The organism is Eubacterium callanderi, from assembly GCF_900142645.1.
Taxonomy (GTDB): domain Bacteria; phylum Bacillota; class Clostridia; order Eubacteriales; family Eubacteriaceae; genus Eubacterium; species Eubacterium callanderi.
The window spans coordinates 174,691-187,444 of sequence record NZ_FRBP01000011.1 but is presented as its reverse complement, the minus strand read 5'-3'; the positions used below and the strand labels follow the sequence as shown (position 1 = coordinate 187,444).

The following is a 12,754-nucleotide window of genomic DNA, read 5'->3' as shown; positions in this document are numbered from 1 at the left end:
CTAATCGTTTTATCCGTATCGTCATAGGTTACCCCATTCGGCAACTTAGAACCATCAACTACTACTGTCGCGTCTTTGTCCGACGGTTTTATAACGATATCTTTAATGGCTGTCTTATCTGTTGCTGTCTGCCCTTCATTTTCAATATCTACTTTACCGATTGGCGTGATGTCGATCATTGGAATGGAATTCGGATCCTTTGGATCGGAACCCTTATCCAGCTCTTCCTGATCTGTGACTCCATCATTGTCATCATCATTATCTTTTATATCCGGAGTTCCATCTCCGTCAGTGTCTCGTTGAACAACTACATTGACAACAACAGCTTTTTCTGTTTTTCCATCTTCACTCGTTACTATAGCATGTACTTTAATTGTTTGTTCTTCATAAGTGGTAGACTCTTCATCTCCCCACTGAAGTTTATTGGGTGTTCCCGTTAAATTTCCATTTTTATCAATGGAAATTCCAGAGTTTAGCCCTTCATCATGTACATCTGAAACTGTAAAGTTTTCTTCATTAGCGCTAATTACCTTTGTGCCATCTAATATTTTTTTGCCTTCAGTTTGTTTTGGTGGGTTTGTAACTGTAACTTCAAAGGATTGTATGATTTTTACAGGTACAGTAATTTCAAACGCTTCGTCTCGGTCCGGAACTTGTACAAGCACAACGCCTGTTTTTTCTCCTATCTTACTTGTATCAGGTTTAATTTTCCATGAATATTTTGTTCCCTCTGGCATGCTATTGGCATTTTTTATTCCCTTTTTAGCAAAAGCATTGTCATTTGTCAAATCTGCATCTTTAGAAATTTCAACAGGAGCTTTTACAGCTACTGGAGCTTCTTTTACTTGAACTGTAGCTTCTTCTCCATTTGGGTACCTTTCATCAGAGGGAATAATACGAACTGTTACATCATCTCCAACGTCGCCAAGTTTACTTGGATCACCAATTTGGAATTCAAGCTCCACTGTCATTGTTGCAGGTTTTCCTTCTTCATCAACGGCATTTATATCAGATATAGTTGCTATAGTTTCTCCATTTTTGTTGATTAGTTCCGCTTTATTGCCATTTCCAGCATTTTCATTTAATAATACGCTCGCATGGACTTTTTTATCTCCCTGATAAGGAGGTTTTATTATTGGAATTCCAATATATGGACTTTGATCAATGTTTCCTTCTTCGTCATCTGTTTGACCATCACCATCAATATCCTGAACTCTATAAAAACCTGCTCCATATGTATTCGGAATTAAAGATGTTTGAGATTTATCTGTTAGCCATGCAAAAAATTGGAAATCATCACCAAATGCTTTTCCATCTTCAACGCCCGCCTCCTTTTTAAGATCAGCCAAAATTTCCTCCATTGGCTTATTAAGCTTATAAACATATCGAATAGTTACAGGTGTCGGTAAAGCATTATTGAAATTCACTAAGTTTTTTGATAAATCATTATCCATAATCAAACCATAACCATAATCTTTATTATCTTCCCTTCTTTCTATTGATAACTCCGCAACCTTACGATTCTTCGCATTATTTACAGAATAATCTGGTGTCGTAGATGACGAAGCGCTCATCATGTGTAGCTCAATACCATCAATATATTTTACAAGGCGAGAATCCACCCCATATTTTAAATACCATGGAGTATTTTTAGCACTTGTATTATAAGCAAAATTTTGATTTTTTGAAATTTTGTGGTCTACTACTATAGCTCCATTTTTATTGTTAAATTTTTCATTTTTAATATATCGTGCTTCTACAGAGGAATGTTTAAACCAGTCTTTATTTTCTAAAGACTCACTCTCCTCGGGATAATGATCAATACCATTTACAAAGAAAAATCCTGTCGAATCAATTCCTGGAACTATACCTCCGTTATCTTGCTTACTTGTTAAATAAATTCTATAAAATAATTTATCACTTGCTAGTTTCTCATCACTAATTTCGGCGAGTATTTCATTTAAAGGTTTTTCAAAACTGATAATTCCATTGGGAGCTGTCTGGGTATCTGTTGTCTCTGCACCCGCAAATAAACCATTGGCGCTCCTAATATAGTTTACTTGCCAAATATTGGTACTTCTTCCTAAAGTATCATTTTTTCTAGACAAAACTCTTCTACCAGAAGTTGTTCCCGTTTTAGGATCGACTTCTATCTTTGTAATATATTTGGCAATTCTTTCATCTATCTGAAGATTTATTTTCCAGTTATCTGTTGAAGCTGCGATGTTATGTTTTCCATATATTTCAAACTTAACTTCATTTGCCTTGTTTTCTCTATCTAAAATTTCAGGATTAAATTTTAAATCTTGAAAAGAATATTTTCCATTTGGAGCATAGCCTGAGTTTTCTGCATCGGTATTTCCAGATGATGATTTATCTCCTAAATCCATCGCTTCTATCCTGGAATTAAAGTCATTTTGTTTCAACTCAGTTGCGTTAATAATCGTAGTCGGCATAAAAACAAAGTACCCAAGCATACAAGCAACCACTCCTACAGATAGTTTTCTTATCCCGTAACGGGGTTTTTTTCTACTCCCTTTTGTCTTTTTTTCGATAATTTTTTCCACTTAAATTTCCTCCTTAACACATTTCTTATCAAAATTTATAAATGGTATGAAAATTATTTTATATCAGCTTTTATATCAGCCCCTTTTCTCATATTTTTTCATCATAACTCTAAATTTTATAAACAAGATAACGATAGGTTTATTAAAATTATTATGACATGTTATTTGGTATTATTATTGTCAAACACCTTTCTCCTACTGTTGCTGAAAAAAACTCTTTTTTCAGCAACAATTCGGTTTTATTGATGTAACACAAGAGAATTTAATTATATCGTGTGCTTCTTATCTCTTTGAATTATAATAAATCAATTTTAATAATACTTCTATATTATATTTTAAACTTGATTGTTTTTTACACGCTTTGATCGATTTTTACATTCGTTACGATTTTATGGTATGGTAATCACCCTTGTTTTTTAATAACTTAGAAACTAATGTTATCAGCTTTTGTTGTTAATTTTTTTCATTAAACATTAATAATTATTTATTAAAGATCATTATTCTTCTTTGAAACTTATGGTAATATGACATTTCTCTCATGATCTATCTCAAATCTATAAATTATGGATTGTAAAAATATCTTTATGTTCTTTAGAAAATCAGTTATAATAATCTTATAAAGTTTAATTCCATAAAATTTTGTTAATATCATGCCCTGTTTCTTATCTCTCATTATTTCATACAAACCAAAAGAAAAGGATGTGATACCATGCATTTTTCAGAAGATGATTTAAAAAAGATAAAGGCTTTTCATGTTACAACAAAATTATCCATTCAAATACTTGACAGCAATTTAAAAAAATTAAAGGCTTATTTTTCAGGGATTCATATGGTTATTCCATACAAATTTCCAAAATGGAGGCGAAAGGAGTTCCCGATTCAATTTGATTACGGCTTTCTGAAAGAGATCTTTCTTTCTATACTCTATAAAGAAAAAAGGATCATTATTGGGCCTTGGCTGACTAATCCTGTTACAGACCAAGACATTGTTAGATTGATGTGTGTTATAAATAAAATAAAAACATCTGACTTAACACAAAATGAGTTTCGTAATTATTTTGACCTTCTCCCTATTTATTCATTAGGGGATATACGTGATATCCTTATTTTACTGGGATTTCTTTTTGATATGGATTTAGAAGGCCTTTACTCTAAAATGCTTCATGAAAACGTCACACAAAATCAACTTCAAATACAAAATAATAGTTACAGAATTAATTCTAATAATGTCATATTTGAGGCAGAGCGATATTCATTTAATTATGAAAGTCGCATCCTGAATCTTGTGGCAAAAGGAGATCTTAATCTATTAAAAAAAGGTCTCGCTGATATTGGAGGAAGTGTCCGACTCAAAACAGATACTGAGCCTATACGTGCAGAAAAAAATTATACCATTATGATGCTGGAGAAGCTTACATCATTCGCTATCGGTTCTGGAAAAGATATTTTAAAAATGATTAATATACGTGATTTTTACGTACAGAAAGTGGAAGCTAAAACTTCATTGTCAGAAATTTTAGTTGTTCGTGACAGCGCAATAATTCATTTTACTAAAGAAATGCATGAAATTGTTCAGTCCGCGCATTCCCCAACAATACTTTCGGCCATACAAATTATTAATTTGATGGTCTATGATACTATTCGAATTAATGAGCTGGCAAAGCGCTTATATTTATCTGAAAGTCGATTAAGAAAAATATTTAAAACCGAAGTGGGCATTAGTATGAGTGAATATATTAATAGACGAAAAATAGCAGAGTCAAAAATACTTCTTTTAGGAGGTATTCCTGTGACCAAAGTCGCTCAACAACTAAAATTTTTTGACTTGTCACATTTTTATCGAATATTTAAAAAATATGAAGGAATGACTCCTAAACAATTTTTGAATACAAACACTTCCCAAAAAAACAATAATGATATAGAAGTATAGATACAATCCGCATTATAAAAAACTTAATTTTCAAAAACATATAAAAGATATAAATTATTGTATTTAAAACATCGTTTTTTACATATCTTCTACTAATTTTTACTTGATTTTGTTCTATAATTAATATATTATAAATATAATAATAGTATATAATACTTTAAATTATGCTATTATTAATAATCCAGTCATGAGGTGCCCTCCTAATATAATTCAAACAATATCACTGTTGGCAAATTAATTTCACTTAATTTCATATTTAGGAACTATAGAAAATAATTAAACCGTTAAATAACTTGCACCTCATCATCTGCCCCTCTTAACTTCTTAAGTTAAGAGGGTTTTAATTGTTTGCTTTAGAAGGCAATGAGATGTTGCACAATTTATTAGATAAAATTAGGACCATAAATCAAATAAATCGCAGGAAAATATATCTAAAAAATAATGCAATTAAACCAGAAATAAATCCATTCATTAAGTCTATTGGACATAATAAACACCAAGATCAAGATAGGAAAAAGATATAATATTTTTTAGAATTTTACCTGCTTCTTCTTTTATCTTTTTTATAGTTAAACTTTATCTCCACTTTTCTCTTACATAAATAGACCCTTTATTAATACAAACTACCAAAAGGATTCCTACACCGTCACTGTACCACTCCATTCATCACTAATTTTTTTATCTTAAAAGGGCAAATAGAAAACAGTACATAAATATAATAAAAAATAAAAAGAGCGGATTATCCTCTTTATTTAATACTAAAATATTTTTTCTATAAAACTTTATTTCAACAAATAATTTATAAAACTAGCTTACTTATATCTAACTTATATCGGTAAATTAAAAACACTCAAAAAAACAAAGATTTTTAAAATAAATGTTTTTTATTATCTTTGTTTTACATTTTACAGTAATACGCCTGTATATGACAGGGCAATACTTTAACTTTTACTGGTAACACTGGCCCTTGATCTCCATCTATATTTACTGCTAGTATACTTTGGCCATCTAATTGTTCAATTGAGCCATTTTTAAACTTTGTATATCTTATATTTTCTGTAGAAGAATCTACTCCCCTTAATAAATCAGGCACTGACTTAACTGTATCTAAAAGATTTTTACCTTTAATTGCTAAAAAATTCAGTGCACCGTCATTAACTTTCGCTTCTGGAAATAAAGTTTCAAAGCCTCCCACAGAATTTGTAAGACCGATCAATATAGTACTAGTTTCTATTTCTTCCTCTTTTCCATCAATTATTATTTTAAATTTAAAGGTTTCTAGATTAGTTAAGTTCTTTAATACAGATATATAATAAGCAAATTTTCCTAATCTTGTTTTATCCTCACTTTCAACATCATTTATACTTTCTGGTAGAATACCAATTGCGGCAACATTTATAAAATAAGCATCATTGATTTTTCCAACATCTAAGTCTATTAAACTATCTGCATCAAAATTTTCTATTGCCTCTATGGGGTCCAAGGATATATTAAGAGCTCTTGCTAAATCATTCACCGTTCCTAATGGAAAAACACCAAATTTGGGAATATATTTTTCCTCCGCAAGACCATTAATCGCTTCGTTTACAGTACCATCTCCACCCATAACAAAAACACTATGAAAATTTTCTTTACATGCTTTTTTGCATAACAATATAGCATCACCATCTCTTTGGGTATGATAAACTTTTACTTTATCAAAAGATTTTTTTAATTTATTCTCGGCTCTTATTTCATAGTCTTTCGACTTTTCTTCTCCTGAACTAGGATTCACAATTAACATTGCTTGTTTCATCATTATTCCTTTCTTTCATATTTCTTTAATCTTTCAACAAATAAATCTACATAACAATTCTTTAAAATATTAAAAAAAATCAAACAATTCTCATATAATACCATAGCAAAACTTCTTAAAAATGGAGTGTTAAGTTAATATTGATAGTCTCTTAAATTTGTTACCCTTATCATCTACTAAATAAAATATCCTAAATCCCCCTTAAATATTCCTTCTTGAAAAGTATATTTTAATTTAATAACTCTTTGACTTAATTTGATATATTATCACTAAGCTAGTTTAACACCATTTTGCTTGGTCTTTTTATGAAAAGTCTAAAAATAGAATCTAACTTTTCTGTTTTTTAGTATAACACAATATATAGATGAACCACCATTGTATTTTTAGAGATATAGTGTGTAAAATACGACTCAATTTATCTGTAACGATCACCTATTTTTTAATACTTATAAAAATAATAAATATAATTAAGAATCAAAGCAAGAATTTAATGAATTTAAAAAATTATTATCATATTTTTTAAAAAAGCAATAAAAGAGAATAAAAAATCCAGAAATAAATGAATTATCCTTTAAACTCATTCCTACTTCAAAAATCAAATATTATTTTTTCCTAAAACTATTATTTGGTTTTTCATAATAATTATAATTCTCAAAATAGTGGAAAGATTCGTAAAATTTTTAAAAGAAAACTATTGACAATATAAGAAGGAACAAATTTACACTATCGTATGTAGCATATTATCTTTCAGATAATACCTTTAAAAATATTCGGTTTTATTGTCATTAGTATATTAATTTCTAAAAAAGAACGGCCTGCTATTTTAAGAGAAATTGTTAAGAAGATTTGGTTTACACTGTTGATTGCCTTACCTGTTAACATTTTTTTAAAAAACAAAAGATGCAAATATTTTCCTAAATCCACATTCTAATTTTCAATAATACTTTTCTGCTTATATCGTTTTTAAATTATAATTAAAAACTAATTATATTTCATTTTGTTAAATGTATTTTTCTGTTGTTAATCATTAAACTTACATTTTTCATTAAATATATGTAAAATACGATCTTATTTTGTATAATTATTGGAAAAACAGGGTAACTCGACTATACTAGTATTACAAATATATGGTAAAAAATTATAATAAGGAGAGAAATTCAGGAAACAATGGATAATTTTTATGACATAATAAAATCAATACATACAATATCAAAACTTCCAATACATGTTTTTAATGAAAATTTTGTATTAAAAACTCTATATGTTTCAGATCATATATATACGTTGCCTTATGACTTTAAATCCTATTTCGATAAATGTAGGCAAAAGAACGTTCCTTATTTATTTAGTGGAATGTTAGACGAATTTTTTTTACGGTTCACTTATAAAAAAACAATCTTAATACTGGGTCCATTTATAACAAATTCACTTTCTAAACAAACTATTGAAAAAAAAATCGAGATAGTTACTAAAGATGAAAACTTGAAAACTTATTTGTCTCGATATTTAGATCTTCTGCCTATTTTCTCTTTAAATAATGTCCGTGATATTCTTGTTTTATTGGACTTTGTATTTAATGGAAATGCTTCGCATCTCTATTCTGAGGGTTTGAATCATCAAATTCATTTAAATAAAATAAATTTTAGTAGAAATATTTTAAGTAATTATAATAAACATTCTTTTAACGCTGAAAAAGATTTATATTACTTTGAGATGGAGTTGTTGAATCTTGTTAATAAAGGGGATTTAAAAGAATTAAAAAAGAGTTTAAGCAAAATTAGTAATATCATAATTCCAAATATGAGCGAAGATCCCGTATGTGCTGAAAAAATTTACACAATTATACTTTTAGAAAAAATTTCATCCCAATCCGTCCAACTAGGTCATGATATTACCGATATTTATCGCCTCCGTGATTTTTATATTAAACAATTAGATAATAAGACTAATTTAATGGATATTCTTTATGTTAGGGAAACCGCAATTATTCACTTTACAAAAAAAATGCATGACCTTTTGGAAGGTAATTATTCTCCTATGGTAAAATCTATTATTCAATTTATTGGTCTTAATATATATAATTCGATAAAAATATCAGATATTACAGATAACTTTTTTGTTACCGAATCAACTATTCGTTCAAAATTCAAAAAAGAAACTGGACTTAGTGTCATAGAGTATATAAACAAACGAAAAATCAATGAATCAAAATTATTATTAAAATCTGGTCTATCACCAATTGAAGTTTCTGAAGCTCTTGATTATTATGACTATTCTCATTTTTATAAAATGTTCAAAAAATTCACAGGAACAACTCCTAAGGAATATCAATCTTGTAACAATATATTTGATAAAAACAAAATTAAATAACGAAGTAAATTTATTCTTTAAATTACTCTTGCTAAGTATTTACAAAATTATATTTTATAATGTGTTTATTATACTAATTCATCTCTGTATAAAAACCTTCAAAGCAACAACTATACTGACATCATAAAAAATTTCAAAAAAAATAAAGCGGCATGAAATATTGTTCCAGATTTTTAAAACCTGATATTTATTTTAGGATATTCTCTACAAAAATCGTGATATTCAATATTATAAAATCCTTTTCCAATAGTCCATAAAGTATAAATAATTTCTGGAACTTTATCTTCTATATCCATTAAATTTTTCCTTAAGTCTTGCATTTCAACAACATTGCCTGTCATCTGCATAAAAAGCTGTAAAACTTCTCTTTGTCCTATCTACCTCCAGTTTTCTAGCATTTAGTCTTTAACATAATAACCCGTTTTTGAATAGTCTAATACCCATTTCTTGGTACTAGACCATGCTGCAATATCATATGCTTAGATAAAAAGGCATATTTACGTTCCGTTCCCAATTAAGTATGCATCAACTACCTTTTTCTTGAACTCATAGCTATATTTTGCCATAGAAAATCGACCTCCCAATCGTTAGTCCAACTTTTGGGGGAATGTTCACATATCGACTCTGGCTTTTAATAAATTCAATTATTTCGTATACTATTCTTATTTATATTTGATGGGTACCCCTTAGACAACTTACCTGTCAAACTGTTTTGGTTGTCACTAGTATCTAAAAGGTACATATAGATTATAATTATATCTGCCCTAATGCTACTTACAATGTAGCTCCATTGTTCAAATATTTCTTCCTAATCATTTAATAGATTTCCAATTATCTCTTTAGGTTTTCTTATATGCCGGTATAGCCCGTAACTTCGGGCTTTTCCGGCACTTTTCCTATCGGAAGAACCTCACAAACGTTCTTATTACCCTTCATGTTTTCGCTCTCAAACGTAGTACAAACAGTAGTACATTCTGCGCATTCTATGCGGCTTGGGCTTCCTGGGCGCTCTCTGACGCTGGCTGCGTGTTGACGGTTGCGCTGGTCTGTGCCTGAGCTTGCAGCCGTTCCATTTCCTCCTGTGCGGAATGGAACGTGGCGTGAGCGTAATAGTTCAACGTCATAACGATATTGGCATGCCCCATGATGTACTGTAATGCCTTTGGGTTCATGCCTGCGTTTGCCATTCTGGTACAGAATGTATGCCGCATGGTGTGCGGCGTCATGACCTCCGGCAGCGGTTCCTTATGGAACTTGTTGAACTTCTTAGCAAGGCACTGAAACATGGCATCATAGTGGACAGCCACTTTCGGCAGTCCATCCCGGTTTAAGAACAGGAAGCCCTTATATCCGTCCACCACAACGCCTTTGCCATCCTTTCGCCTGTGCAGCACGCGCTGAAATGCTTTGTAGGCTGCTGCGCTCATAGGCACCTGGCGATAACCGCTGTCGGTCTTTGGCGCTTCGATGTAGTAGCCGTCCTCGGTGCTTCTCAAAAGCTGGTGGTCTACATTCACAAAGCGCTTTTCAAAATTCAGGTCGGCAGGTGTCAGGCCGCAGAGTTCGGAAACACGAAGCCCGGTTTCCAGCAGAATCAATACCTCGTCATAATACTTGGCATAAACGGGGTCACTCTGCATGAAGTCCAAAAGCTCCTTTTCCTGTGCAGGGGTAAGCGGCACCTTTGGTACGGTATCGTCGTTGATAACCTCATTGATCTGGAAGTCAAAGGGGTTCTTGCGGAGGCAATCGTCCTGTACGGCCATGTAAAAAATGGCTTTCAGGGAACGCTTGCCGTTGCAGATGGTGTGATAGGCCACACCCTTTTCCTGCATACGTAAAGCCCATTCTTTGGCGTCAGACAGCTTTACGCTGTCGATGCTGGCCCCTCCGATTTTATCCTCGGACAGAAGTTTCATTAACTGCTGGCGGCTCTTATGGGTTCCCCGCTTCACATTGCCCCTCTGCCGGATGTACTTTTCATAGAGCTGGCACACGGTCATTTTCTTGCCGATGGTGTCAATCCCATCGTCAAGGTCTTTTTGTATCTGCTTGATTTTCTCACGCAGGGAAATATCCGGGCGTTTCCCAGCAGGGATTTTGTCCGTGGGGACTAACTTCCATGAGTACACAAACTTCGGTTCTCCAAAGGCATCCGTATATTTGTAGGTGTATCTTCCGTCTGTTCGCTGGCTCTCTCCAGATTTCAAAAGGCGGCCTTTGCTGTCCCGTCTTTTTTCATCTCGTTCTTTTTTTGACATTTCGTCATGCTCCTTTCCATGACGGAAAGAGCCTTGACACACTCTAAAGGTATTATAGCATAGTCAAGGCTCTTTTTCACTAGATTGTGTCCAGAGAATCAATGATTTTTTCAAACTTTTGTCGTTTGATCTGGATGCGGTTGCCGTTCAAAATCACCCAGCCAGCGGATGGGTTTTCCTCGGCCAGCCGCCGCAGTTTGTTTTCTCCAATGCGAAAATATTTCGACGCTTCCTCAATGGTAAGCGTATATTTTTCCCAAATAGGCACATCGTTATTACTCATAATCTTGCCTCCTTATGTTCAAAAAAAGGATTCTTGTAACTATGGGCAAAACACGGACGGCTGGCGGCCCAGCTCCACGGGACTTTCACCCCCGCGTGGTTCTCACACGGCCCGACCCATTGCCTGCGACGCTTTTAACGCTCGGACTATGGCTGTAAGGGAGTATCATTGTCCTGCCTGCACGTCGTCGCCCATAAGCAGCCACGCCTATGTGGCGGCTGGGTGGTGGTCGCTCCGCTGTTTTCGTAGAAACCAGCATCATGGCGCACCCGCCGTCCGGCTCGGTACAGACAGAATGTGTCCGTATGCCCTATGACGCACCGCCATTGTCCTGCGGGCGTATTTGTCAAGGTGCATCCATCAGCCACCAGGTCGGCGGAAATGCGGAAAGGGAGTTAGAAAACATTTCCGTTACCGTGGCCGGGCCGTTACTTCAAAGCAACGATGATGGAATGGATGAGCTTGAGTTCCAAACGGTGCTTCATATACTCGTCCACGCACACATAAGGGATGCCGTTGCTGTCGTACAAGGTGCGGGTGCAGAGCTTGTTTATGTAGCCCGCATAGTAGCGCAGCACATGTTCCATAGCTATTGCATCCCCAGCGTGGGCAGCTTCCATCACCGAAAGGGGCAGAAGTTTTCTGCCGTTGAATGTGGGTTCCTTCATCCGCGTTTCCCTCCCTCTGGCATGAGCGCCATCAATTTCAAACGCAACTGTTTCAGGGTGCTTGTCCTGTGACGCTGTACGGCGCTGCGGGACATTCCCATGAGGCTGCCAATTTCTCCGTCTGTCAAATCCAAAACACAGTGCAAAATCAAAATGCTTTGTTCCTGTTGTGGCAGGCTGGCGAATGCCTCGGCTACAAGCTCGTTGTCAATGGGCAAATCATATCCATGCGACGAAAAAACGTAGCTGTCGCTGGGGTAATAATCTACCGTGGAGAGCTTGTCCAATTCCTGCTGTGTCAGGGCGTCCAGCGACTTTTCACGGTCGCGCTGCTGTCCCATCTCGCGCAGATAATCTTTGGCCTCATTGCGGAGTACCGCCTTGCAAAATGCGTCATAGCGGTGCCGCAGGATAAAGTCATTGCGGGGGATCGTATCCATCTTCTCCCCCCCTTTCTGTGGGTGATTTCGGTGGTTCTCTCCCTTTCCGCCAAAGTTACTTTTGAAAGGCTGCCAGCTACCCGCTAAACACCACTTTTTGAAACATTTTTTGAAAAAATGTGTGGCCGGTGGTACGGGACGCAGGAAATAACAAAATTCGCCCGGAAAGGCATAAACCCTCCGGGCGAACATAACAACAATATGGTGTTTTATTGCATGGGATAATGCATGGGTCCGGCCGCATTTTTGACTGGCCGGGGGATGGCTTTTTTTAACGGTGCTACTCCCGTTTCTGGTGGTCGATCTCCCTTTTTACACATGACAGCTTCCTCCTAGAGCCGCCAATCACGCCAGTGTCAGGACGCCATTTCCAATAGAAGGCGAAGAAACGGCAGACTTGGTCTTGAACCGCCGAAGATTAAGGAATCTATTTTACGCGC

The 12,754-nt window shown here is 34.4% G+C and carries 9 protein-coding genes; 2 read left to right on the top strand and 7 right to left on the bottom strand.

All coding sequences use genetic code 11. The features are described 5' to 3' along the window. The coding region (locus tag BUC22_RS15905; protein WP_200805551.1) for a Rib/alpha-like domain-containing protein at positions 1–2,567 on the bottom strand (2,567 nt) is incomplete at its 3' end. A gap of 709 nt (positions 2,568–3,276) precedes the next feature. Here BUC22_RS15905 and BUC22_RS15895 point away from each other — a divergent pair. Further along, positions 3,277–4,497 (top strand): YSIRK-targeted surface antigen transcriptional regulator, encoded by a 1,221-nt coding sequence (locus BUC22_RS15895; RefSeq protein WP_073383240.1) that lies wholly within the window; start codon positions 3,277–3,279, stop codon positions 4,495–4,497. A gap of 898 nt (positions 4,498–5,395) precedes the next feature. Here BUC22_RS15895 and BUC22_RS15885 read toward each other — a convergent pair. After that, positions 5,396–6,295 (bottom strand): diacylglycerol/lipid kinase family protein, encoded by a 900-nt coding sequence (locus tag BUC22_RS15885; RefSeq protein WP_238054551.1) that lies wholly within the window; start codon positions 6,293–6,295, stop codon positions 5,396–5,398. Between the two features lie 1,164 nt (positions 6,296–7,459). Here BUC22_RS15885 and BUC22_RS15880 point away from each other — a divergent pair. Continuing rightward, positions 7,460–8,662: a YSIRK-targeted surface antigen transcriptional regulator gene (locus BUC22_RS15880; protein ID WP_073383234.1), complete on the top strand. Its 1,203-nt coding sequence runs from the start codon at positions 7,460–7,462 to the stop codon at positions 8,660–8,662. A gap of 173 nt (positions 8,663–8,835) precedes the next feature. Here BUC22_RS15880 and BUC22_RS22480 read toward each other — a convergent pair whose 3' ends face one another. The 5 genes from BUC22_RS22480 to BUC22_RS15845 all read right to left on the bottom strand — a co-directional run bounded on the left by BUC22_RS22480 (position 8,836) and on the right by BUC22_RS15845 (position 12,314). After that, entirely contained in the window at positions 8,836–8,958 is a 123-nt protein-coding gene (locus BUC22_RS22480) for a hypothetical protein (RefSeq protein WP_273695671.1), read from the bottom strand. Between the two features lie 687 nt (positions 8,959–9,645). Beyond that, positions 9,646–10,923, bottom strand: a complete 1,278-nt coding sequence (locus BUC22_RS15875) for a site-specific integrase (RefSeq protein ID WP_073383232.1) — start codon at positions 10,921–10,923, stop codon at positions 9,646–9,648. 79 nt (positions 10,924–11,002) lie between these two features. After that, positions 11,003–11,206, bottom strand: a complete 204-nt coding sequence (locus tag BUC22_RS15865) for an excisionase (protein ID WP_002566648.1) — start codon at positions 11,204–11,206, stop codon at positions 11,003–11,005. 428 nt (positions 11,207–11,634) lie between these two features. After that, positions 11,635–11,874, bottom strand: coding sequence for a helix-turn-helix domain-containing protein (locus tag BUC22_RS15850; protein WP_073383229.1), 240 nt, complete (start codon positions 11,872–11,874; stop codon positions 11,635–11,637). Continuing rightward, the gene (locus BUC22_RS15845) at positions 11,871–12,314 is read right to left on the bottom strand and encodes an RNA polymerase sigma factor (protein ID WP_073383227.1); all 444 of its coding nucleotides are present in this window, start codon (positions 12,312–12,314) and stop codon (positions 11,871–11,873) included. The genes BUC22_RS15850 and BUC22_RS15845 overlap by 4 nt, the downstream gene beginning before the upstream one ends. Positions 12,315–12,754 lie beyond the last annotated feature (440 nt).

Bases quoted from the DNA above. Each gene is read 5' to 3' on its own strand.
- BUC22_RS15895 (WP_073383240.1), top strand. From the start codon at position 3,277: ATGCATTTTTCAGAAGATGATTTAAAAAAGATAAAGGCTTTTCATGTT.
- BUC22_RS15885 (WP_238054551.1), bottom strand. From the start codon at position 6,295: ATGATGAAACAAGCAATGTTAATTGTGAATCCTAGTTCAGGAGAAGAA.
- BUC22_RS15880 (WP_073383234.1), top strand. From the start codon at position 7,460: ATGGATAATTTTTATGACATAATAAAATCAATACATACAATATCAAAA.
- BUC22_RS22480 (WP_273695671.1), bottom strand. From the start codon at position 8,958: ATGGATATAGAAGATAAAGTTCCAGAAATTATTTATACTTTATGGACT.
- BUC22_RS15875 (WP_073383232.1), bottom strand. From the start codon at position 10,923: ATGTCAAAAAAAGAACGAGATGAAAAAAGACGGGACAGCAAAGGCCGC.
- BUC22_RS15865 (WP_002566648.1), bottom strand. From the start codon at position 11,206: ATGAGTAATAACGATGTGCCTATTTGGGAAAAATATACGCTTACCATT.
- BUC22_RS15850 (WP_073383229.1), bottom strand. From the start codon at position 11,874: ATGAAGGAACCCACATTCAACGGCAGAAAACTTCTGCCCCTTTCGGTG.
- BUC22_RS15845 (WP_073383227.1), bottom strand. From the start codon at position 12,314: ATGGATACGATCCCCCGCAATGACTTTATCCTGCGGCACCGCTATGAC.